General features: G+C 69.6%; 21 protein-coding genes and 1 pseudogene. 10 read left to right on the top strand and 12 right to left on the bottom strand.

What is annotated here, in order from left to right; genetic code table 11:
- Nucleotides 1-8 precede the first annotated feature (8 nt).
- The gene (locus tag ACIQFX_RS37990; protein ID WP_402472904.1) at nt 9-473 is read right to left on the bottom strand and encodes an alpha/beta fold hydrolase; all 465 of its coding nucleotides are present in this window, start codon (nt 471-473) and stop codon (nt 9-11) included.
- Nucleotides 474-837: 364 nt separating this feature from the next.
- Between ACIQFX_RS37990 and ACIQFX_RS37985 the strand changes: the two genes are divergently transcribed.
- Nucleotides 838-1,680 carry a hypothetical protein gene (locus tag ACIQFX_RS37985; protein WP_402472902.1) on the top strand — a complete coding sequence of 281 codons (843 nt, stop codon included), beginning with the start codon at nt 838-840 and terminating at the stop codon, nt 1,678-1,680.
- Nucleotides 1,681-1,719: 39 nt separating this feature from the next.
- Here ACIQFX_RS37985 and ACIQFX_RS37980 read toward each other — a convergent pair whose 3' ends face one another.
- The 5 genes from ACIQFX_RS37980 to ACIQFX_RS37960 form a co-directional block, all read right to left on the bottom strand.
- Nucleotides 1,720-3,363, bottom strand: coding sequence for a SulP family inorganic anion transporter (locus ACIQFX_RS37980; RefSeq protein WP_402472900.1), 1,644 nt, complete (start codon nt 3,361-3,363; stop codon nt 1,720-1,722).
- Between the two features lie 131 nt (nt 3,364-3,494).
- Nucleotides 3,495-4,163 (bottom strand): GAP family protein, encoded by a 669-nt coding sequence (locus ACIQFX_RS37975; protein WP_402472898.1) that lies wholly within the window; start codon nt 4,161-4,163, stop codon nt 3,495-3,497.
- 158 nt (nt 4,164-4,321) lie between these two features.
- Nucleotides 4,322-5,803, bottom strand: coding sequence for a DUF1254 domain-containing protein (locus ACIQFX_RS37970; RefSeq protein WP_402472895.1), 1,482 nt, complete (start codon nt 5,801-5,803; stop codon nt 4,322-4,324).
- Nucleotides 5,804-5,928: 125 nt separating this feature from the next.
- Entirely contained in the window at nt 5,929-6,603 is a 675-nt protein-coding gene (locus ACIQFX_RS37965) for an NAD(P)H-binding protein (RefSeq protein ID WP_402472893.1), read from the bottom strand.
- A 163-nt stretch (nt 6,604-6,766) separates the two neighbouring features.
- Nucleotides 6,767-7,648, bottom strand: coding sequence for an oxidoreductase (locus ACIQFX_RS37960; RefSeq protein WP_402472891.1), 882 nt, complete (start codon nt 7,646-7,648; stop codon nt 6,767-6,769).
- A gap of 253 nt (nt 7,649-7,901) precedes the next feature.
- Between ACIQFX_RS37960 and ACIQFX_RS37955 the strand changes: the two genes are divergently transcribed.
- The 3 genes from ACIQFX_RS37955 (at nt 7,902) to ACIQFX_RS37945 (ending at nt 11,300) form a co-directional block, all read left to right on the top strand.
- The gene (locus ACIQFX_RS37955; RefSeq protein ID WP_402472888.1) at nt 7,902-8,912 is read left to right on the top strand and encodes an AraC family transcriptional regulator ligand-binding domain-containing protein; all 1,011 of its coding nucleotides are present in this window, start codon (nt 7,902-7,904) and stop codon (nt 8,910-8,912) included.
- A 273-nt stretch (nt 8,913-9,185) separates the two neighbouring features.
- Nucleotides 9,186-10,063 (top strand): IS5 family transposase gene (locus tag ACIQFX_RS37950; protein ID WP_402472987.1). Its coding sequence is split into 2 segments (ribosomal slippage): nt 9,186-9,537 and nt 9,537-10,063, totalling 879 coding nucleotides; the frame shifts between segments, so codons are not numbered across the junction.
- A 628-nt stretch (nt 10,064-10,691) separates the two neighbouring features.
- A complete protein-coding gene (locus ACIQFX_RS37945) occupies nt 10,692-11,300 on the top strand; it encodes a barstar family protein (RefSeq protein WP_402472885.1) in 609 nt (202 codons plus the stop codon).
- Between the two features lie 426 nt (nt 11,301-11,726).
- Here ACIQFX_RS37945 and ACIQFX_RS37940 read toward each other — a convergent pair whose 3' ends face one another.
- Both ACIQFX_RS37940 and ACIQFX_RS37935 read right to left on the bottom strand, forming a co-directional pair.
- Nucleotides 11,727-12,800, bottom strand: a complete 1,074-nt coding sequence (locus tag ACIQFX_RS37940; RefSeq protein ID WP_402472884.1) for a pentapeptide repeat-containing protein — start codon at nt 12,798-12,800, stop codon at nt 11,727-11,729.
- Nucleotides 12,801-13,428: 628 nt separating this feature from the next.
- The gene (locus ACIQFX_RS37935) at nt 13,429-13,728 is read right to left on the bottom strand and encodes a hypothetical protein (RefSeq protein WP_402472882.1); all 300 of its coding nucleotides are present in this window, start codon (nt 13,726-13,728) and stop codon (nt 13,429-13,431) included.
- Nucleotides 13,729-14,259: 531 nt separating this feature from the next.
- Between ACIQFX_RS37935 and ACIQFX_RS37930 the strand changes: the two genes are divergently transcribed.
- Nucleotides 14,260-14,826: a DUF4291 domain-containing protein gene (locus ACIQFX_RS37930; RefSeq protein WP_402472879.1), complete on the top strand. Its 567-nt coding sequence runs from the start codon at nt 14,260-14,262 to the stop codon at nt 14,824-14,826.
- A 156-nt stretch (nt 14,827-14,982) separates the two neighbouring features.
- Here the strand turns inward: ACIQFX_RS37930 and rpsN are convergent, their stop codons facing one another.
- Together rpsN and rpmB are read right to left on the bottom strand one after the other, a co-directional pair.
- Entirely contained in the window at nt 14,983-15,288 is a 306-nt protein-coding gene (gene rpsN, locus ACIQFX_RS37925) for a 30S ribosomal protein S14 (protein ID WP_402472876.1), read from the bottom strand.
- On the bottom strand, nt 15,288-15,524 hold the full coding sequence (gene rpmB / locus ACIQFX_RS37920; protein WP_402472874.1) for a 50S ribosomal protein L28: 237 nt from the start codon (nt 15,522-15,524) through the stop codon (nt 15,288-15,290). The genes rpsN and rpmB overlap by 1 nt, the downstream gene beginning before the upstream one ends.
- A 308-nt stretch (nt 15,525-15,832) precedes the next feature.
- On the opposite strand from rpmB, the gene ACIQFX_RS37915 reads away from it, so the two are divergent.
- The 5 genes from ACIQFX_RS37915 (at nt 15,833) to ACIQFX_RS37895 (ending at nt 19,123) form a co-directional block, all read left to right on the top strand.
- A complete protein-coding gene (locus tag ACIQFX_RS37915) occupies nt 15,833-16,078 on the top strand; it encodes a type B 50S ribosomal protein L31 (protein WP_402472871.1) in 246 nt (81 codons plus the stop codon).
- Nucleotides 16,078-17,229 (top strand): CobW family GTP-binding protein, encoded by a 1,152-nt coding sequence (locus ACIQFX_RS37910; protein ID WP_402472868.1) that lies wholly within the window; start codon nt 16,078-16,080, stop codon nt 17,227-17,229. The genes ACIQFX_RS37915 and ACIQFX_RS37910 overlap by 1 nt, the downstream gene beginning before the upstream one ends.
- 44 nt (nt 17,230-17,273) lie before the next feature.
- Nucleotides 17,274-17,510, top strand: a complete 237-nt coding sequence (gene rpsR / locus ACIQFX_RS37905) for a 30S ribosomal protein S18 (protein WP_402472866.1) — start codon at nt 17,274-17,276, stop codon at nt 17,508-17,510.
- 379 nt (nt 17,511-17,889) lie between these two features.
- On the top strand, nt 17,890-18,459 hold the full coding sequence (locus ACIQFX_RS37900; protein ID WP_402472863.1) for a restriction endonuclease: 570 nt from the start codon (nt 17,890-17,892) through the stop codon (nt 18,457-18,459).
- 196 nt (nt 18,460-18,655) lie between these two features.
- On the top strand, nt 18,656-19,123 hold the full coding sequence (locus ACIQFX_RS37895; RefSeq protein WP_125819619.1) for a hypothetical protein: 468 nt from the start codon (nt 18,656-18,658) through the stop codon (nt 19,121-19,123).
- A 1-nt stretch (nt 19,124) separates the two neighbouring features.
- Here the strand turns inward: ACIQFX_RS37895 and istB are convergent, their stop codons facing one another.
- Both istB and istA read right to left on the bottom strand, forming a co-directional pair.
- Nucleotides 19,125-19,946, bottom strand: coding sequence for an IS21-like element helper ATPase IstB (gene istB, locus ACIQFX_RS37890; protein WP_402472860.1), 822 nt, complete (start codon nt 19,944-19,946; stop codon nt 19,125-19,127).
- Nucleotides 19,947-19,949: 3 nt separating this feature from the next.
- Nucleotides 19,950-21,202, bottom strand: a pseudogene (gene istA / locus ACIQFX_RS37885) (IS21 family transposase).
- Nucleotides 21,203-21,742 lie beyond the last annotated feature (540 nt).

The following is a 21,742-nucleotide window of genomic DNA, read 5'->3' as shown; positions in this document are numbered from 1 at the left end:
AGCAATGGTCAACGGCTCTTGACCATTGGGCAAGGGGTTTCGCGCAACCACCCGGGAACCGCTGTCCGGTGCGCGAGGCTTTCTGTCGTAGCGCTCCCTTTGCTTCCCGCGCACCGGGGCGTCCCGGTTGCTCCCCGCGTACCGGGGCGCCCCGAGCCGCGGATCGCTTGTACACGTGAGTCCGCCTGCTCCCCGAGCTGTTCGAGCGCGGCACCGACCTGCCGCGCCTGCTCCGCCATGCCGTAGCCGCCGGCCGGTTTGGCCGAGCTGCCGTGCCCGAGCAGGTCCACCCGCACCACGTGCAGGTCCCGCAGTGCCGGCAGGACCGGGTCCCACCACGCCGTCGAGCCGCCGAGGCCGTGCAGGAGGCCCACCGTGGGCGCGTCGGGCGGTCCCTCCTGGACGACATGGAGGTCCCCGCCGGGAAGGCGCACGATCCGGTCGCCGGAGGCCTCGGCCGTCTGGCCGAGCACGGACACCGTACTCGCCGCCAGGAGGAGGGCCGGCGCACCGGCGATCAGCAGGGTGATCCGCCGCCCCGACGCAGCACCGGCCGTCGTTTGCGCGGGACGTCCGGTGCTGCGTCGGGGCGGCGGCTGGTGTGTTCGGTGTGAGGGGCGGTCGTCTCGTCCATGGCTCCTCCGTCGGTCGATGCGGGGTGCCGTCACTCTTACGCCGGCGGGCGCGGGCGTCTTGGACAAATGTCGCCTCGCGCACGGTGGTCGAGTCCGGCGGCGAGCCGCTCGTACCGCCGCTGCCCGCTCGCCGTGGCGGGCGTGCCGCCCACCGTCGGCGTTGCGCCCGGCCGACGACTGGCGGGACGTCTAGTCTCGGCCTGTGGGACAGCCCGATCAGCGTGCCGAAGGCGCGGGACCGTTCACGACCCGCCTCACCTGGCAGCCGCCCGGTGGCGGCACAGTCGTCTGGGAATCCAGGCCCGCCCGGCGCCGAGGCCTTATCGCCGTCCGCTCGCCCGGCGCGGCCAGCACCCTTCATGCCAGAGCCGACCACACCGCGCTCGGCCGGCTCCGCAGGCTCAACGCCCTGGCGGCCACCGCCTTCATCATCGGCGGAGCGCTCTTCGCGGCCGGTGCCGCCGTGGCCCAGTTCGGCTCCGGCGACGCCACCACCTGCGCCTCGATCTACTTCGCCGGCGGCCTGTTCTTCAACACCGGCGGCTACGTGTCCCTGCTCCAGGTCGTCAACGCCCCGCGTCATGTCCCCGGAGGGGAAGGCGCCCTGGTCGCCGGACGGTGGCGCTGGTGGAGCTACGAACCGACGCGGGTCGACTGGCTGAGCGCCTTCGTCCTGTTCGCGGGCACCCTGGTGTTCGCCGTCGACCTGCTCGATTCCTTCCTCCAGGGCCTGACCACCCAGCAGATCAACCGGCTGATCTGGGCGCCCGACGTGATCGGCTGCGTGCTCTTCCTGATCTCCGGCCACCTCGCGTTCGTCGAGATCTGCCACGGTCGGCGGTGCATCCGACAGCGTGACCTCGGCTGGTGGATCGTCGCAGTGAACCAGCTGGGCTCCGTCCTCTTCATGGTCTCGGCACTCGCCGCCTATACGCGCCCCGCCACCGGCAGCCTGATCAACGCCGACATCGCCAACTGGGGCACCCTCACCGGTGCCCTCTGCTTCTCCGCGGCCGGCATCCTCCAGTACTACGAACGTCCCTGAAGCGACGAAGGGGTCCGACGGGTCCGGGGCCGCCGAGGATCACCGGGTGGTGAGCCGTGCGGTCGCGTCGTCGTACGCGTGGTTCAGCGGCGCGAGCAGGGGTTCTCCGGCGGTCGCGGGGACGACGGTCACGTGGTCGGTGAGACCGGTGCGGCGCAGGACCTCGTGCAGACCGGGCTGTGCTCCGGCGAGGACGAGTCGGCCGCCGTTGGCGGTGAGGGTGTCGGCGTAGCGGCGCAGGGCCTTGAGGATGGCGGAGGAGGGGATGTCGGGGGCGGTGCGGACCACCACGACGAGGATGGCGTTCCGGGCCTTCGCGGGGTCGGGCAGTCCGTCGCGGAGGGTGGGGAGTTCGGCGAAGAGACTGGTGCCCTCGTAGTCGAGGACGGTCACCCGGCCGGAGGGGAGCCGCGCCGGGACGGACGCGGTGGACCACTGGCCGTCCTCGTCCCGTACGAGCGCGGTGAAGCGGGCGCGGCGGGCCGCCTGGGCGCAGTACAGGAGGAGGGAGAGGACCGCGCCGAGGACGATGGCGCGCTGGAGCGGCAGCTGGGTGGTGGCCAGGAAGGTGACGGCCATCGCGGCGGTGGAGACCTTCGAGGTGCGCAGGACGAGGAGGATGTCGTGGCGCTTGCCCCAGACGAGCTCGCCGCCGACGACGAGGATCAGGCCGCCGATGACGGGCATCGGGATGTGCTCGGCGAGCGAGCCCGCGACGAGGACGACGAGCGCGAGGAAGACGCCGGAGATCACACCGGCCCAGCGGGTACGGGCGCCCGCCGAGGAGGCCACGCCCGTACGGGAGAGGGAGCCACCGGAGGGGAGGGCCTGGAAGAGGCCGCCGCCGACGTTGGCGACGCCCTGGGAGACGAAGTCGCCGTTCACGCTCGAACGGCTGCCGTCCGGATTCGGTACGGAGGGCGGGATGCCCGCCGCCTGTGCAAGGGCGACGAGCGCGACCGAGACCGCGCCGGGCGCGAGTTCAGGCATCGCACCCCAGTCGGGTGCGGTGAAGGAGGGCAGGGCGGCGGGGATGCGGGCGATGTCCCGTACGAGTTCCACGTCCGTGCCCAGCAGGGCGACCGCGACGGAGACCGCCACCATGGCGATGAGCAGCGCGACGGGTTCGAGTCGCTTCACGGCCCGCGCCAGAGCCCAGACGGTGATCGTGGCGGCCGCGACGAGCGTGGCGGCGAGCTGCCACTGGCCGGGATGGACGAGCCAGTCGCCGAGTCGGACGAGCTTGTTGTGGCCCTGGGGCTCGTAACCGGTGGCGTCCTTGAGGACTCCGGTGACGATCTGCAGGGCGATGCCGGTGGAGAAGCCGACCATCACGGCGTTGGACACGAAGGAGAGGACGACGCCGAGGCGGAGGACGCCCATCAGGAGCATCACCACGCCGACGAGGACGGTGAGCGCGGCGACGTTCCCGGCGTCGTACGGATCGAGGCCCGCGTCCGACAGGACGCTCTGACCGGTGAGCGCGATGGCGCTGGTCAGCGTGGTGATCATCAGGACCGTCGGGGCGGTGAGCGAGCCGAGGATCGGTGGGACGACGCCCGCGTAGAGACCGGCGACGGGGTTGAAGCCGGCGATCGACGCGTACGCCATGCCCTCGGGGATGGAGAAGAGCCCGGTCACCATGCCCGAGGTGGCGTCGGCGGGAGTGGGACGGCCCCACACGGCCCGCAGCCGGGCCAAAGGGCCGCGGCGATCGGAAAGGCCGCGGCGACCGGAGCGGCCGTCGGCCCGGTCGTGTCCCCCGGCTCGGTCATCGCCGCCCGTCGGGTCCTGCCCGCCGGTCTGCGCGGCTTTCACGACAGGCCGGTGAGGGCGTCGCCGACGTACTTCGTGCCGAGGACGGCGAGCACGGTGGTCATGATGGCCGCGTTGTGTGCGGACATCCACCCCTTCCAGCCGCCGAGAACCTCGGCGGAGCGCTGCCCGCCGAGGAGGTAGACGCCCAGCGGCAGCAGGGTGCACAGCGAGCCGATGAGCACCATGAGCGCCGCCGCGACCGCCTTTCCGGCCGCGCTGGTGTCGGCGGTCGCGATCGAGACGGCGCCGCCGACGGCGAGGACCAGGTTCTTCGGGTTGGCAGCCACGAGCACGACCGCGAGGCCGGCGGCCTTCGGTGCGGTGAACCGGTCGAGTGCGGCCATCCACTTCGGCGGCGCGGCCTCGTGTCCTTCGCGGGGGCGGTCCCGCCACTGCTTGACCGCCATGAGCACGAACAGCACGCCGAGCGCGAGCTTGGTCCAGGAGGCCCACGTCGGCTTCTCGCCCTCGGTCGAAAGGCCACTGCCGGCGGCCACGACGACGGTGACCACCGCGGCCAGGCCCAGCACCCAGCCCGCCGTGAACGCGATCCCGTTCGCCCGCCCGGTCGGCGTCGCCAGCATCAGGATCACCGCGATCAGCGGCAGCGGACTGATCGCGATACCGACCGCCGAGGCCAGCATCGCCCCGATCGCCTCACCCATCCCCACGCTCCCTTCTCATCGGTGAGAAACGGTCCGCCCGAAACGGTCCGCCCGAAACGGCCTGTTTGAAGCCGTCGGCCTGAAGCCGTCGGCCCGAAGTCGCCGTCTCGATGCCGCCCAGGCCGGGCCGCCACTCGGGCGGACCACTACGAGCAGCTCTACGACGCTCGGTCCAGGGCCTCGAAGTCGGCTGGGCGCCACGCGCCGTCGAAGGCGGCCTGCTCGGGGCCGTAGATACGGAAGTAGGCGAACCAGCCGTGCCCCGGGACGGTCTGGATCCACCGGCCCTCCGCCCCCGCGGGCTCGGTCGGGCCGAAGAACAGGTCCACGTGGTCGGCGCCCTCCGGCTCCAGCTTGTCGAACAGCGACCGCAGAGCCGCCTGCCCCTGGTCGGCGACCACCTCGGAGCGGGTGGCGGCGTCGTAGACGGTCACCGACCAGAACAGGGTCTGCGGCACCGGCAGCGGCACCCGCAACCGGTAGGTCCGACCCCCGTCCAAGTACGCGCCGGTCCCGTCCCGCAGCCCCAGCCAGTACAGCGAGCCCGCGCCCATCTCCCGGCGGAACATCGCCGGCGAGGTCACGATCGCCTGCGCGAACCACCGGTCGCGGGCCTCCACGTCCAGCGAACCGGGCCGCTCGAACGTGCCGTTCTCCGGCCGCAGTCCCACCCACTCCCACACCCGGTCCGGCCACACCGTCCGGTCCGGACGGCGGGAGGCGAACGCCGACACCAGCAACTCGTCCCGCCCCTGCCGCGCCGCCTCGACGAGGATCCGCTCCATCCGCCCGTCCGGAGCGAACGGCCGCCCCGCCTCGATGCCGAGCTCGGCCAGCAGCCCCAGCATCGACCGCAGCTCGTCGACCGGCGGCTCGGCGTCGACCACCGCGTGCAGGACCCGCCAGAACTCCAGGTTGTCCTCCCACGCCAGCGGCGTGCTGTCCATCGGCTGCTCGTTTCGGTCCAGAACGGTGAAGACCGGCGGATCGTCCCGCCTGGCCAGCGGGTAGAAGCGGACGGACCCCAGCAGGGCGTTCGCCGCCTCCACGTCACCGCCCAACGGCAGCGCCCGCAGCGCGCACAACACTTGCCAGGTGTCACAGCGCACCACCTCGTACCCCTCCGACTCGGGCGGCAGTGCGCCGTCGTGACCGGGCGGCAGCAGCAGGACCTTGCCGCCGCGCGGCCCGTTGCGGCCCGGCAGCCCGAGGTCGACCAACCACCGGTGGTAGTGGTCGTCCACCAGGCCGACCAGCGGCCCCGACGGCAGCTCGATCACCAGCGGCCCGCTCTTGCGCAGGTCCAGCCCCCCGCCCAGGTACGGGGTGTCGGAGTTCAACGTGAAGCCGACGTGGTGCGGGCGTGCGACGACGATCGGCGCGGACTCGTTGTCCACGGCCCCCGCCGCCCGCGTCCCCCGCAGAATCGCCTCCAGCGACACCACCGGATAGAAGAACCGGTACGCCTCCACCGCCCGATGCCGGTCACTGCGCTCGTACGACTCCGCCGCACTCTCCGCCACCGGATACCCGCCCCGAAACTCCACCCGCTCCACCACGACGCCTCCGCCTCCCGGCCCGGATCCGTGCCCGGGCTCGATGCTCCGGACCTTGGCCTCACCCTCACGCTCAGCACGCACACCAGCGACCGCAGTCCGCCGAACGGGTGGGGGGGCATCACGCATCGCAGCGCAGTGCGGCGGAAGCGGTTCCATGGGGCGCGGCGAGGTTCCCTGATCAACGAGAGGCCGGCCGCGTGACAGCGCTATCGCTGCGTGGCGGCGAGGCGGTTGATGTCGGGATTGCGCAGGACGGTGGGAGCGTCGCCGTCCGGCCGGGTCACGGCGAGCATGGCGCGGCCGACGGCGTCCGTGGTGGTGACGTGCCGGGGCAAGAGGCGCTTGAGCAGCGGGTGGACGACTGCGGTGGCGCGGTAGAGCACGCGGTACAGCGGTGTCCGGGAGACGGCGCCGTCGACCGGCTGGATGAAACCGGGACGGAACATGTACGCGGCCATGGGCAGTGCCCGGAGGTCGTTCTCCGCACGGCCCTTCACGCGGGCCCACATCTGCCGGCTCTTGCCTGTGGGGTCGGTGCCTTCGCCGGAGACGTACACGAAGGTCAGGTCCGGGCTGGCCGCGATCAGGGCGCGTGCGGCTGCCACCGCGTAGTCATGGGTGACACGGGTGTACTCGGCTTCGGTGCGGCCGACGGCGGAGACGCCGAGGCAGTAGAAGCAGGCGTCCAGGCCGGTGAGCCGGTCCTGGAGCGCGGTGTAGTCGGTGAAGTCGGCGTGGACGATCTGCCGCAGCTTGGGGTGGTCCACTGCCAGGGGGGTCCGGACGACGGCGAGGACTTCGGTGACCGCGTCGTCCCGCAGGCAGGCGTGCAGGGCGCCGTGTCCGACCATCCCGGATGCTCCGAAGACGATGACGCGCACGAGTTCTCCTGGTGGTGAGGGGGTGGGGCATGCGGGTGGGGTGTGCTTGGTGAGGCGTGTTCATTGTGAAGGGGGACGGCACGGCGTGGCGTGGCCGTCGCCATGGCCCAGGCCGCCCGCGGCCCCGCGGCGCGGGGCCGATCATGGCGGTCCGTCCCTGGGCTCAGCGGGGAAGGCTCATGGAGCGGGAGATCAGGGCGTCGAAGGCGCGGTCGGGGAGGACGCGCCGGAGGGCGAGGAGAGGGCGTGCGCCGAAGCCGGTGGCGTAGCGGGTCTTGGGCCGGCGTGCAGTGACCGCCCTGCCGATGGCGTCGGCGATGACGGTGGGCGGGGACATGCGCTTGACCATGCCCTCCGAGCGCATCGAGGCGGCGACGGCCTCGGCCTGGTCGGAGTAGGCACCCGCTGCGGAGGACTTCTCCAACTGGTCGGCTGCGATGCCCGCCCACTCGGTCCGGATGCCGCCGGGTTCGATGACGACGACGTCGATCCCGAAGGGCTTGACCTCGATCCGCAGGGAGTCGCTGAGGGCTTCGAGCGCGAACTTGGTGCCGTGGTACCAGCCGCCCAGAGGGGTGTAGATCTTCCCTCCCATCGAGGTGACGTTCACGACCGTCCCGCTGCGCCGGGCACGCATGTGCGGCAGGACGATCTGGGTCAGGCGGACGGCGCCGAAGACATTGACGTCGAACTGGCGGCGGGCCTCGTCCTGCGGGACGTCCTCCAGCGCGCCGTACGAGCCGTATCCGGCGTTGTTGACCAGGACGTCGATGCGGCCGGTCTCGGACATCACGCGGTCGACTCCGCTGCGCATCGAGTCGTCGTCGGTGACGTCCATCGCCAGCGGCCGGACGCCGCGTTCGGCGAGCTTCTGCAGGCGGTCGGTGCGGCGGGCCGCTCCGTAGACGGTGTAGCCGAGGTTGATCAGCTTGAGGGCGGTCGCTTCGCCGATGCCGGAGGAGGCGCCGGTCACGAGGGCGGTTTTGGGGGCTGTCTTCGGGGTGGTCTTGGAGATGGTCACGGGGGTGGTCTTGGGGGTGGTCATGGTGTTCCTTCGTCAGGTGGGGTGCGGGGAGCCGGTGGCTCGGATCCGCTCCCTCGTCGTGCCCACCGCTGAGGCGATCCGGGGTGGTCCGGGGTGGTCCGTTGCTTCCACGCTAGGCGGAGAATGACGACAAGGAACTAGCGGAAGACGCCTCCCTTCTTGCCGTTCACGCCATTGGGGCGTGGCGTCTTCTGCGGGTCGGATGGCGCACACGGCATCCCCGCCGATGTCCGTACGGAACTAGCCTGAAGGCATGGCACCGAAGCAGTTCACCCTGGACCCGGGCACCCGCGCGCTCCTGCATGACCTCGGGATCTCCACCGCCCGCGTACTGCGGCGGGCGCAGCTCCCGGCCGGCTTCTTCGCGCACGGTCCCGTCACCCTGACGACCGAGGAGTACTACCGGTTCTGGGAGGCGCTGGACGGAGAGGCGGCCGATCCCGACCTGGCCGCGAAGATCGGGCGCGCGTTGTCGGTCGAGGTGTTCAACCCGCCGATCTTCGCGGCGCTGTGCAGCGCGGACCTGCGCACCGCCGCCGAGCGCATCGCCGCGTTCAAGCCGCTCATCTGCCCCGTGAACCTCGACGTCGCCTTCGACCACGCCGACCTGACGATCACGTTCCACTGGCCCGAGGGCCCGACGCCGCCCCCGCTCCTCGTCGCCGCCGAGCTCGCGTTCTGGGCAGCACTCGCACGTATCGGCACGCGGCGCCAGGTGTACCCGACACGCGTCGCCATGCGCCGGGCCCCGGAACCCTCGACAGAGACGACCTCCTACTTCGGCACGCCGATCCGCGAGGCCGACACCGACGCCGTCACCTTCTCCGCCGAGGACGCCTCACTGCCGTTCCTCACCGAGGACGAGTCCATGTGGAACTTCTTCGCACCGGAACTACGCCGCCGCCTGTCCGAACTCGAAGCGTCCGCCACCACGGCCGAACGCGTGCGTGCCGCACTCCACGAGCGCCTGCCCGCCGGCGAGAGCTCCATCAACGCCATCGCCTCCCAACTCATGCTCAGCCCCCGCACGCTCCAGCGACAGCTCCAGGCAGAAAACACCAATTACCAGGCCGTCCTCAGCGACACCAGGGAAAAGCTCGCCCGCCGCTACCTCGCCGACCGCTCCCTCCCCACCTCCCAAGTGGCCTACCTCCTCGCCTACGACGACACCAACTCCTTCTACCGCGCCTTCCGCCGCTGGACCGGACTCACCCCGGACGCCGCACGCAACGGCGACAACCTCACCGCCGCAGAACCGGTGTAACGACGCTGGTCACCCCGCGAGGCCTGGCCGCCCGATGAAGCACGCGCACGCGCCCTCCCGCGCCGAGGCGCGTGGGTGAGGGCGGCTTTATTGCACCCCTGGGCCAGGGATGAATTGATCCCTCCGCTAATCGCACCATGGGGATGGGGTGCACGGGAAGGAATTAGCCGTTCCATCTCGGCTCGTGTGCCGCAAAACGGCCATACTTGCACCATTTGCAATGGGGTAATGGCTGAGAGGATGTCTCACGTGGTGTGCCGTCTGTGCGGCATGATGGCGGTCGTGGGTGTTGATTTGTCGCAGCGACTGGTTCCTGATGGTCTGTGGGAGCTGGTCGTTCCGTTGATGCCGCCGTTCTCGTCCCGTCCCCAGGGCGGTGGGACCGCGCCGTTGGACGAGCGGGCCGTCTTCACGGCAGTGGTGTACGTCCTGAGCAGCGGGTGTGCCTGGCGGCACCTGCCGGAGACGTTCGGTGTCTCACCCGCCACCGCGCACCGCCGGTTCACCGCGTGGACGAAGGCAGGACTGTGGCGTCGTCTGCACCGGGCGGTCCTGGACGAGCTCGGCGCCCGGGGCGAGCTCGACTGGACCTCCGCGATCGTCGACGCCGCCAGTGTGCGGGCGAAAAGGGGGGTGCGCTGACCGGGCCGAACCCGGTCGAACGGGGCAAGAAGGGCAGCAAACTGCACGTACTGTCCGAGGCCCGGGGCATCCCCTTGGCCGTCGCCGTGTCCGGCGCGAACACCCACGACAGCCAGGCCCTCAAGCCGCTGATCCGCGGCATACCCGCGGTCCGCTCCCGCCGGGGGCCACGCCGGCGCCGGCCGGTCAAGCTCCGCGCGGACAAGGCGTACTTCTCGGCCGACCACCTCGCCTGGCTGCGTGAACGCGGAATCATCCCGCGTATCGCCCGCCCGGGCATCGAGTCGAGCGAACGGCTCGGCCGGCACCGCTGGAAGATCGAGAGGTCGATCGCCTGGCTGTTCGGTTACCGCCGTCTCGCCGTCCGATACGAACGGAAGGGATCGCACTTCCTCGCCTTCCTCGGCCTGGCCGCCGCCCTGACCTGCTACAAGAAACTCGCGAAACTCGCCACGTCAGACATCCTCTCAGCGAGACCGCGTGGACGGCCCCGGACCGGATTCGCATGACCACCGGGGGAGGCGCGGTCCACGAAGTGACCATCACCCTGAACGGCCGTCCCGACCGGGTTGTCTCCGTCGGCTAGTGACCTGAGACGAAGAAGTCGCAGGAGCACTTCCGGCACATGCCCTGGCAGCGTGGCCGGGGGCATCGGGATCCTTGCCGGCATCGCGTCCGCGCCCGACGTCGGCAAGGGCTGGAGCCGTTTCTGAATTCTTCGACGGCATCAAGAGTGTGGCTCTCCCCGGCAGCATTGGCCGAGGGGAGACCCAGGTAGTGGCTTGGCGATGCCTCGGGAGCTCGGGAGCTCGGTGAGGAAGCCGCGGTAGGTGGTCGGCCGGTCCTTCATCGCCCGGTCGGACATGTCGGTGAACTCGTTCCCGGTAGCCCAGTAAAGTCCTCGGTCTGGGCAACATCGGGGGAGCGATGCGAGCAGCAGGGCGGGGCCAGGAGGGGCAGAAGTACGCGCTGACCTCGGACGAGGACGGCAGTGACTTCTGGGGCTTTGCTCACGAGGCCGAGGGGCTCTTCACGCCTCTGCCGGATGAGGAGGGAGCGCGCCGAGTGCACCTCGAAGGTTGCTTCCCGCAAGGTGGCCTACTGAAGAGCGTCGATCATGTCGGTGGCCGTCGTGCCGTGGCGGGTAACGCCTGGCTCGCCCTTCTCGACGGGGACGGTGCCACCATGGGGACCTACTTCGTCCACGAGGTCACCGTCGTCGACGTCAAACCTTCCGTCCGTGGAGCCGGCCTCGTCGACCTCACGGTGACGCTGTGGTGCGAGAACGCCCTGCCCGGAGCGGAACGAGCGTGGGACCTGGTCCGCTCGGGTCGGCTGACCCACACCGGCATGTGGCACGAACTCGCACCCGAGGCGAGACACGCGTGGCTGTCGGTGGCGCTGTGGTCCCGGAAGTACCAACGCCAGGGAAAGCCCGATGCCCCGGCGGGCCAGGTGTTCACCTTGGACGGCCGACACATCGTCGACGAGGACAGCTTCTACTGTGCGATCGGTGAGGCCGTCAACGGACCCGGCGGATACTTCGGATGGAACCTTGACGCTCTGGACGACTGCCTGCACGGAGACTGGGGCGCCACCGCTCCGTTCACCTTGCACTGGGAGTCCTCGGCCGAGGCCCGGACGCGGTGGGTAGAGCGTGTCCCTGACGGCGACCGTGAGGTCGCGCTGTTCGACCTGCTCCTGGAGATCTTCGAGGAACGGGGCGTGAGCGTCGTCCTTCAGTGACAGCTGATCGCTTGCAGGCATCGGCATCGGCATCGGCATCGATATCGGCATCGGTATCGACATCGGTCTGGGGAAGGTGATTCGGACGCCTCCGATCGACCGCTGGCAGCTGCGCGTTCGCTGAACTCTTCGCCGTACTGGAGACCGGTCGCTGATTGCCGAGCTCGGCCCGTGGGCGCCCAACTGCCGCGAAGGCCTCGTCAGGGTCGAGGCAATGGCAGGAGAACGAGGCCGCTGGCCAAAGACGACCGACCAGGACGGCATGGAGGACGTGATGCTACGCATCCTGGAATGGCTGGGTGGGCAGGGCGTGAACGCCATGATTCAGAGTGGGCGCCGAGCGAGTGGCTGACAACGCGCCGGCGTGGACGTACGTCCCCTCCGGTCGTCACGATCTTGGTCCTGGTGAGTACGCCGTCGAACTCCTCACTGCGCCGTGGCGGGAAGCCCTTGTGTCTTCGCATCGACCTTCGCCCCTGCCAGGCGGGCCCCGGACAACTGTGCGCCGCGCAGGTCAGCGCCCCGCAGGTCGGCGTCGGTGAAGTCGACGCCGCGTAGGTCGGCGCCGCGGAGGTCGGCGAATCTGAAAGAGGTCCGTGCGAGCTTGACGTCCGTGGTGATGAAAGAGGAGCCGGCCCTGCTGAGCGTCGCGCCGTTCAGGTCGGCGCCGCCGAAGTCGGCACGGGTCAGGTCGGACCCGGCCAGGAACGACCTGGCGAGTTTCACGCCCCGCAGGTCGGCGTCGACCAGTTTCGTTTCCGACACATCCGCCTCGACGAGGATGGCGTCCTTCGTGCTGCCGGTGCTCTCGTCGGTGTGACTGAGAACCGCGCCCGACAGGTCGGCACCGGTGAGCTGCGCTTGGGTGAGGTCCGCACCGACGAGAGTCGCCCGCGTCAAGTTCGCGAGATTGAACGCGGTCTCGCGTAGGTCCGACTCGGTGAGCTGCGCGTCGGTCAGGTTCGCCTCTTCGAAGAACGACCGACGGAAGTCGTACCAAGCGATGTTGGCGTCGCTGAGATCGGAGCCCGCCAGATTCGCGTACCGGAAGTTCCGTTTGGAGGTGAAGGGATCATCGAAGACCGGTACGGCGTCGCCTTCCAGCCCGCGCAGGTCGACCTGCTTGAGGTCGATCGTCAAGGGTCGCGCCGACTCCTGCCTGTTCGCCAGGACGGTCAGGGCCGCGGCCACGTCGCTGGGAGGAGTGGGCGTCCCGTCGGTCGGCGCGGGCTTCTTCGTGGGAAGTGGCGCCCGGTCGCGGACGTAGGCGGACAGGACGGAGGTGACGGCGGGGTCGTCGCGTGGGGAGTCCTGCACGATGCGGCCGAGGGCGTAGATGCCACCGAGCCTGACGTGCAGCGACGCCGAGCCCAGGTTGCCGACCGCGGTGTTGAACCGGTCGGTGATCTGTCCGGCCTCGGCGATGCGTAGCTCCTTGCTCGCCTGGCCGACCTGCATCCAGGTGAACAACACGGCGACGAGCGCGGCGAGCCCCGGCAACGCGGAGGCGGCCAGCGCCCAGCTCTGATACCGGTTCCCGACAGCTCGTGAGCCCTGCTCCGAGCCCGTGCCTCGCTCTGGCCCCGTACCCTGCTCCGGTCCTGTTCCCCGCTCCGCGGCCGTCCCCGGAGCCGTACGACTGCCTGCTCCCGCGTCCGGTTCCGGCCCACCGGCGAAGGATCCCGCCGGCCCGGCCGCCGTACGGCGCCGGGCGAGGGTTCTCAGCCGGCCCAGATCCCATTTCCTCTGCACGTAGCCATGGCACACCACAAAGCGCGGCCACGCCGCTCACCGCGCCCCCACTTGGGCGAACCCGGCGAAGAAGCGGGCGACTGCTCGGGAAGGTGACCACCGCTACGGGGCAGGCACGGGCGCCCCCCCCGCGGACGAGGGGGCCGCCCACCCCACGCACGAGAGGGCCCGCCCGCCCCGCCCGCGCCGACCGGCGCGAGCAGGCCGAACCCGTCGCGATCCTGGGTGACGACCCCGGGGGAGAGCTACGCGTTCGACCTCTACGCTTTCTGTCCCTCCCGCGGCGTCCGTGCCGAGCTGCCCGACGGACAGGGCACCCGGGCAAGCCAGGCGTCAGTACCTCTTCCTGAAGACCAGGACCTCGGTGGACGCGAGGTCAGACCGCATCATCAAGGAGCCCGAAGCCTTCCGGAAACCCTTCCATGAACTCCCGCCGTGCGGGGTCGGACTCTGCCTCGGCCATCGTTCCGAGCAGATCGATCAGTTCGCTCCGTTGGTCGCTCGACAGCTTGCTGACCAGGCGGGCGACGCTCTCAAGAACCTTCACGGCGTCGTCCGGATCCATCTGCTCGTCTTCACTGCCCTCGATGAACCACAGGACATCGACCAAGGCTTCGGCCAGGGCGTGAGTCAGAGACGAGTACACGGGCATGAAGGCGGTCTCCCCGCAGGTCACGGCAGCAGAGTCCGGTCATCCCACCACACCCCACTGACATCGCACCTGACCAGCCCTCCACGGAAACGGAAAGTGAGCCAGAGCCCGTTCTCATGAACAAAGCCACGTCCCCGCTGGGGTGACGTCACCCCAGCTTCTGCGCCTTCGGCAGGGACGATCCCTACCGTTGTGTTTCACCGACCCCAAAGGAACCTCGCCGACGATGCCCCGCTGCGCTGCCTGCCTGCGATGGCCTGCGCGACCTTGACCGCTCTGACCGCTGTCACCGCCTCCTGCACCGCCCCGGTCGCAAACCGCCCGGCCGAGACGACGGGAGCGCTCTGTGCCCACCGTGGGGAATCCGAAGGCCGTGGCGAGCCGGCCGTCGACGACGCCGAGATCCCTATGCGCGACTCGCAGTCCGCTACGAAGCGACCGGCCTCGCCGCTGCCATCAACGAGTCTCTGTGACCGGAGCTTTCGGAGTCGGCCGTGCGGCCAGTGCGGGAAATCGGTTGGCGAGACGCGTGGGGCGGATGGCAGGGTCCAGCGCATGGCACCCCGGTATCAGATTCGTGCCGACTACGACGCTCGCACGATCGTGGTCTACCAGGCGTACACGCCTGCCATCGCCGACGCGGCACTGCGGGCGGGCCGCTTCGTCGCGCCGTTCTCATTCCACCGGATGACGTGGATCAAGCCGTCGTTCATGTGGCTGATGCACCGCAGCAACTGGGGCCGCAAGCCCGGTCAGGAACGCATCCTCGCGGTGAGAATGACGCGGGAGGGCTGGGAGGAGGCTCTTTCCCGGGCCGTGCTCACGACAGCCCACCCGGCGGCCGTCGCCGAGGCGTCCGTCCACGTCCAATGGGACCCGGAGCGCTCGTCGCGCGGGGCGGCGCTCAACCACTACAGCATCCAGGTCGGCATCGGCCGCCATCTGATGCGTACGTTCACCGACGACTGGATGGTGAGTCTCGCCGACCTGACCCCGCAGGTCCGCAAGGCTGTCTCCCTGGCGCAGTCCGGGCAGGCAGCGAAAGCCCAGCGACTGTTCCCCGCAGAGCGTGCCTACCCGCTGCCTCGGCCACTGGAGAACCGCCTTTCCTCAGGTGGGTGACCGAACGCGCCCGCTGCGTACCCCGTCCTTCAGGGCGGGGCATGCCGGAGTGGTCCGCAGAGCGAAGAGTCGGGGCGACCCGGACTGCGCGCGCGGTGTGTGAGTGGCTGCGCTCGGGCCGATGCGTCGGAGCGGTGACCGGCCCCTTGGGAGTGCCTACCAGGAGGACTTGGTCACGCCCGGAAGGAAGCCGGCGTGTGCCTGCCGGCGCGTCCGTACGCGGGAGAGGCCGAACTTGCGCAGGTAGCCGCGGGGGCGGCCGTCCGTGCTGTCGCGGTTGCGTACGCGCGTGGCGCTGGCGTCGCGTGGCTGCCGGTGCAGTTCCGCCAGGGCCGTGCCCCGTTCCGACCTCGTGGAGGACGGGCGACGGATGATCTCCTTGAGCTCGGCCCGCCGTGCGGCGTACCGCTCGACGATCTCCTTGCGCCTCTCGTTCTTCGCGATCTTGCTTCGCTTCGCCATCAGATCTTCCCCCCTCGTGCGCGGATGCGCGCCACGGCGGCCTCGACGCCGATCGTGTCCACGGTCTTGATCGCCTTCGTGCTGAGCGTGAGGCGGACGTGGCGGCCCTCGCTGGGCAGCCAGTAGCGCTTGCGCTGGATGTTCGGGTCGAAGCGACGCGAGGTGCGCCGGTGGGAGTGGGAGATGGTCTTGCCGAATCCCGGCTGGGTGCCGGTCAGTTGGCAGTGGGCTGGCATGGGTGGCTGCCGCCTTTCTCGCTGGTTGGGATGGCGATCACTCTACAGTATTGGAAATGAAAATCGTTACCATGTAGTGTGGGTGCGGCACTCGACGACAGAGGCCCGGTCGCCATGCTCCGTTCCACGGCGGGCACGTGGATTCCGGGCTTCCGGGTTCACCCAGGTGACACGTAGGAACCGGCGTAATGAGCCCGCCCGCCCAGTGCTCCGCACGTACGGCCCTGTGCTCGGCCGGCACGCCGACTTCCGCGAAGAGCGCTGCCCCATCCCATCGAGCCGCCTCCATCCCATCGAAAGGCCCCGCAATGAAGCCCGGAATCCACCCCGCCTATGGGCCCGTCGTCTTCCGCGACTCCGCCTCCGGCACCGCATTCCTCACCCGCTCCACGATGACCAGCGACAAGACCGTCGAGTGGGAGGACGGCCACACCTACCCGGTCGTCGACGTGGAGATCTCCTCGGCGAGCCACCCCTTCTACACGGGTACCGCCCGCGTTCTCGACACCGCCGGCCGCGTCGAGAAGTTCCAGCGCCGCTACGGAGCCCGTTGATGACCGACGAACACGCACTGCCCGTCGTGATCGTCGCCGGACTGCACGCCGATGCGCGCAAAGAGGTCGTGAGTCGACTCCTGCGGACCGTCCCGGGCAGCACGGCCCTGCACCACGACCTCGCCGGCGCGCCCGCCGGCACCGTGCTCCGTACCGTCCGCGACGCCTCCGGCCCCCTCTCCTCCAGCGAGACACCCTTGGTCAACGACTGCGCGTGCTGCGCGCTGCGCGCCGACCTCGTACCCGAACTGGAAAGGCTGGCGGACAGCGGCCTGACCCGGCTCGCCGTCGTCGAACTGTGGGACTCGGTCGAACCGAAGGCCATGGCAGAGGTCATCGCCGGCCACGGGGGAGACCGCCTGGCTCTGGCGAACGTCATCACGGCCGTGGACCCCGCGCTCATCCTGCCGTGCCTCGGCAACGGCGACGACCTGGCAGAAGTCGGCCTCGCGGCCGCGGCGACCGATCAGCGGACCGTCGGGGACACCTGGGCCCGCCAGTTGGAGTACGCACCCGTGCTCGCCGTCGTCGACAGCGACAAGGCGGACGAGGAAGACCACGCCCTCCTCGCGCAGCTCCATCCCACCGCCCGGCGCGTCCCGGCAGGATCCGGCGAACTCGTCGAAGCCGCGTTCGCGGGCTTCGACGTCGAAGCCGCCGCCGCCGCCCAGCACCCCGCCTGCGCGCTGCTGCCCCAGGACGCCGACGAGGCCGGTGTCACCACGTTCGTCTGGCGCCGCCACCGTCCGTTCCACCCCGAACGGCTCTACGAGGCACTCGAGGACCTGTGCTGCGCCGCCGCCCGCAGCCGCGGCCGGTTCTGGCTGGCCGACCGCCCCGACACCCTGCTCGCCTGGGACTCCGCCGGCGGAGCGCTGTGCGTGGAGAACGCCGGTCCCTGGCTCGCGTCACTACCGGACGCCGCCTGGGAGATGGTCCCGCCGATGCGCCGCGCGGCAGCCGCCCTCGACTGGCACCCCGAGCACGGCGACTGCTGCCAGCACCTCGTCTTCACTTCACCCGGCCTCGACCGCGACGGACTCGAAGAACTCCTCGACTCCTGCCTCCTCAACGACGCCGAGTACCAGGCAGGACGCGAAGCGTGGAAGCACCTGCCCGCCGCCTTCGACTCCCTCCTCGACGCCTCCTGACCCCGCACGACCCCACTGAAACGCTCAACCGAAGGAACCGCACCATGGCCCGCCGCCACGACCCCCGCAAGCCCGTGAAGTCCCGCACCAACCCGCTCGACGCAGCCGGCATCACATACATCGACTACAAGGACACCGACCTGCTCCGCAAGTTCATCTCCGACCGCGGCAAGATCCGCAGCCGCCGCGTCACCCACGTCACCGCCCGACAGCAGCGCGCCCTCGCCACCGCCATCAAGAACGCCCGCGAAACGGCCCTGCTGCCGTACGCCAACCGCTGACACCATCGGGCCCGGCCCAACCCGAACCGAAGCGGAGACCAACGTCCGCACCCTTGCCCCGCACCTCACCGACCGCCTCCACCGCTCCTCCTCAGCGGGTACCGCATGAACCCGCATTCGACGTAGGCCGGCGCTCCAGCGAGCGCCGGCCACGCGGACGAGTCCGGCCGGGGGACCGCAGCGGGTGGCCATCTCAGGGAGAAGGCGAGTTCCCTCGTGGCGAGGGCAGCTCCGCTGCCCGGGGTGCTCTCCATCCGCAGGACGGCCACCGCCACCAGCACGGTCCGTCCGGAGCCGCCCACGCGTAGAGCACGCTGCGGATGGGGAGCAGTAGCTGGCTGGTGGCGATGCAGGAGAGGACCTGAGTATGGGATCGGGCATGGTTGCGCTGATGGTGTTAGCGGTCTTGGGGGTGGGTGCAGTGATCGGGGCCCTGGCCCGGGCTGGGCGTCGGGAGGCCGCGGCGGAGAAGGTTCGCCTGGCGGAGCAGGCCAAGGTCCAGGCCCAGCGGTCGGTCGAAGCGGTTTGGGCCATGAGTCCTCTGGAGTTCGAGGAGTACGTCGCGGAGCTCTGCCGCCGGGACGGTTGCACCGAGGTGCGCCGTGTAGGCGCCGCGAACGACTTGGGTGCCGACGTCGTGGGCCGGATGCCCGATGGCCGCAAGCTCGTGGTGCAGTGCAAGCGCTATGCGAAGCACCGCACTGTCGGAAGCCCGGACCTTCAGAAGTTCAACGGCACCGCCCGCAGCGAGCATGGCGCGGACGTCCCGCTCTTCGTAGCCTCCTGCAAGTTCACCAAGCAGGCGCGTGCCTTTGCCGCCCGCCACAACCTGGTCCTCGTCGATGTCGACCTGCTCGGTTTCTGGAACAGCGGCACAGGTTTGACCGCGCTCCTCGACTTGGACATCAGCCGGTCCGGCACCAACCGGAGGTTGGCGCCGGACAACTGAGGATTCCTGATGCTCTGAGGCTGGCGCCGATGCCCTTCCAACCGTGCCCGTGCCCGTGCCCGCGACCGCACCGCTGCCGTATGCGGATGGTACTGTCAACGCTCTCTGAAATCTGACCCCCGGCGAGTCTCTGAAAACTGACCCCCAATGTTGTTGGCCGCCGAGTGCCCTGGTCGTGTCGGCAGGGTTGTCAGCCGTGGATGCCAGAATCGGCGGCATGACGCTGTGTGACTACTTCTCCGCCGCTGACGACCAAGCCGCCGTCGCGGTCCTCCAGACTCCGGGAGGACCGGGTCGAGCGGAGCTCGACGTGTTCCTCCTCAAGAACATCGACCCGGTCGTCGCGATCGCCCAACTTGAGGCCATCATGACGGGCTGCAGCTATGAGGAGGCCAGCGAACGCCCGCGGTCCGGAGAACTACTGTCGTCGGAGGAGGACGGCCCGCCCTTTGTGGTCAGCTTGTCGGACACCCTGTTCGATGCCCTCGTCACGGCGCCGCAGGACGACCTCGTTCGCTTTGCTGAGCCATGGTCGAAGACCGACGAACTCCAGCAGATTCGGATCGGCGCCGAAGTCGCGGCGGACGTTCTGAAGGGCCTGGCTGGACTGGCTCAGCGCGCTCGGACCTCCGGTCAGCGGTTGTATTGCTGGTGGGCGCTGTGAATTACCGGCGTTCGGCGCCGTTCTCCTTGTTCAGCAGTTCGCGTCGCTGGCGGGTGCGGTAGGAGTCGCCGGTCAGGGTAAGAACCTCGGCATGGTGGACCAGGCGGTCGATCATCGCGGCTGCCACGACGTCATCCGAGAAGGTCTCTCCCCACCGCCCGAAGGGGAGATTCGAAGTGATCATCACAGAGCCCTGCTCGTAGCGCGACGCGATGAGCTGGAAGAACAGGTTCGCCGCGTCCTGGTCGAACGGGATGTAGCCCACCTCGTCGATAATGATCAACTTGTAGCGGCGGATCTTCTTGAGCTCGGCCTCCAGGCGGCCGGCCTGGTGGGCTGTCGCGAGGCGGGCGATCCAGTTGCTGGCGGTGTCGAACAGGACCGAGTAGCCGGCCTGGGTGGCCTTGACCCCGAGGCCGATGGCCAGGTGGGTTTTCCCGATGCCGGGCGGCCCCAGCAGGATCACGTTTTCGGCCTTCGCGACGAAAGTGCCGGTCGCAAGGTGGGCAAGGACGTTGCGCCGCAGCGATGGCAGGTGGTCGAGGTTGAAGTCCTCCAGCGTCTTGACCTGGGGGAAGTGGGCAGTGCGGATCCGCATCATGGTGCCCTTGGACTTGCGGTCGGCGACCTGCCGCTGCAGCAGGGCGGCCAGATACTCCTCGTGGGACCAGTTCTGGTCGCGTGCCTGATCGGCGAGCTCTTCCCAGGTCGCACCGATCGTGGGCATCTTCAGCACCCGGGTCAGGTAAGCGAGCATGGACGGCATACCGTCCTTCGGCCCGGTCACCGCGGTGGACTGGTCGGGCGTGATGGCCGTGGTCATGGGTCACTTCGCTTTCGTGGACGACGGGTTGAAGTCGACGCCGAACAGGGCGTCGTAGTCCGGCAGGGCCCGCAGCGCGACGCTGTGGTCGTCGGCGTGTTGGCGGGTGGCTGCCGCACGTCTTTCGCGGTCGAACGCCAAGGCCTGACGCAGTCGGGCGGCGGTTGCGACGTGGACCGGGTCGGTGACCACCGCCTGCTTGGCCCAGGACCTGGCATGTCGGGCGACGAGCTGGCCCTCGCAGAGGACCCTGACCTCCTGCGGGGATGCGGTGATGTCGACGAAACGGCCGATGACCTGCGGGTCGACCGAGTAATCGACGGTGTCGACGCGGACGTAGTAGTCCCGGCTCAGCCGGATGCGGTGGTTCAGCCCGATGGGCGGGGTGATCGGCGGCAGCGGGAGCATCGACAAGTAGTCGGTCTCCAGCAGGTCGACCGGCCGGCCCTGGATCGAGCGGACCGTCCGCGCGTTGGCCCTGATCAGCCAGTCGCCGAGCTGGTGGTTGAAGTCGGCCGGGGAAGTGAACTGCCGGCCGGGGAGGAACGAGGTCTCCAAGTACTGGTTGTTGCGTTCAACGATTCCCTTGTATTCCGGGTCGCGGGCGGCGCCAGCTTGATCTTGGTGGCAAGCGTTCCAGCGAACGCCGCCGCGGGAGCGGTCACCCGCCCGGTCCCGCCAATCGCGGACTCACGGTCCCAGACCAGCGTCTTGGTGACCCTGCCGATGCCACTGATCAGTGACCACATGCCCGATAGGATGTCGCCGGCCTGGCGGGTCGGGATCATCGTCGCGGTCATGAAGCGGGAGAACCCGAGCGACATCACCAGCACCGGCAGAACCCGTTCCTGCCCGGCAGCGACTTGCACCTTCGTCTCGGGGAACCACAGATCGCACTGGGCGATCTCGCCGGGCTCGTAGGTCACGCGGTCGACCGGGTCGATGCCGACGTACTCCGGTCGGATCACCGCCAGCCGCTTCCGTAGCGGCGGCATCGAGTGCGGCCAGCCGATTCGCTCGGCGATGACCGGTTCCGGCATCCGCGGCCACTCGTTCAGCAGGACGCGGATCTGCGGCTCGAACGGGTCGACGACCGATCCCCGAGGTGTCCGTTCGTATTTCGGCGGTCGCTCTGAGGACAACGCGGCCCGCACCGTGTTGCGGGCCACCCCCAGTCGCCGCGAGATCTCCTTGATGGGCACACCTTCCGCTCGATGCAGCCGGCGTATCTCTGCCCAGTCCTCCACGTTCAGCACCCTCCAAGAGTCCGGAGGGGGTCAAGATTCGGAGACTGCCAGGGGGTCAGTTTTCACGAAGCAGCGACAGGTACGGGCACGCTTGTGTGGTGGCAGGTCACGCGGGCTGCTCCCCGCGCCCGGGGATGCTCTCAGCGGCGTGCCGTAGGTGAGTTCGGCAACCGCGCCAGCGGTTGCCGGTCGTGCCGAGACGAGGCCTGTCGACCGTTTCGGCATCCACGTTCACGCCGGGCACTGCGCCGACCAGTGCCGCGGTCGAGCGAGTCGGCGGCAACCTGCACCGAGGCGTAGGGGCGCGGGGATCAGGGACTCTTGCACGTGGATCGCGCTGTGCCCTTGGGGGTGGCGGCGCCGAGTGGGCTTAGAGGTCCTAACAACGCGCGAGCGTCTACTTCTGTGAGGTCCGGGCTATCAGAGAAGGTCGGTTTCGTCATAGAGGCGCCACTGCCACCAGCCTCCTCTGCGATGCGGATGCTGGTAGGCGAACGGGTCAGGGAGAGTCCTACGCCGTAGTTCGTCGTCCATCGGCGCCAGTAGGGC

Source organism: Streptomyces sp. NPDC093089 (genome assembly GCF_044754405.1).
Lineage (GTDB): Bacteria > Actinomycetota > Actinomycetes > Streptomycetales > Streptomycetaceae > Streptomyces.
Note: the sequence above shows the minus strand (reverse complement) of the source record. Positions and strands in the feature narration are given on the sequence as shown.

Bases quoted from the DNA above. Each gene is read 5' to 3' on its own strand.
- ACIQFX_RS37975 (WP_402472898.1), bottom strand. From the start codon at position 4,163: ATGGGTGAGGCGATCGGGGCGATGCTGGCCTCGGCGGTCGGTATCGCG.
- ACIQFX_RS37960 (WP_402472891.1), bottom strand. From the start codon at position 7,648: ATGACCACCCCCAAGACCACCCCCGTGACCATCTCCAAGACCACCCCG.
- ACIQFX_RS37955 (WP_402472888.1), top strand. From the start codon at position 7,902: ATGGCACCGAAGCAGTTCACCCTGGACCCGGGCACCCGCGCGCTCCTG.
- ACIQFX_RS37930 (WP_402472879.1), top strand. From the start codon at position 14,260: ATGGCACCCCGGTATCAGATTCGTGCCGACTACGACGCTCGCACGATC.
- rpsN (WP_402472876.1), bottom strand. From the start codon at position 15,288: ATGGCGAAGCGAAGCAAGATCGCGAAGAACGAGAGGCGCAAGGAGATC.
- rpmB (WP_402472874.1), bottom strand. From the start codon at position 15,524: ATGCCAGCCCACTGCCAACTGACCGGCACCCAGCCGGGATTCGGCAAG.
- ACIQFX_RS37915 (WP_402472871.1), top strand. From the start codon at position 15,833: ATGAAGCCCGGAATCCACCCCGCCTATGGGCCCGTCGTCTTCCGCGAC.
- ACIQFX_RS37910 (WP_402472868.1), top strand. From the start codon at position 16,078: ATGACCGACGAACACGCACTGCCCGTCGTGATCGTCGCCGGACTGCAC.
- rpsR (WP_402472866.1), top strand. From the start codon at position 17,274: ATGGCCCGCCGCCACGACCCCCGCAAGCCCGTGAAGTCCCGCACCAAC.
- ACIQFX_RS37900 (WP_402472863.1), top strand. From the start codon at position 17,890: ATGGTTGCGCTGATGGTGTTAGCGGTCTTGGGGGTGGGTGCAGTGATC.
- istB (WP_402472860.1), bottom strand. From the start codon at position 19,946: ATGACCACGGCCATCACGCCCGACCAGTCCACCGCGGTGACCGGGCCG.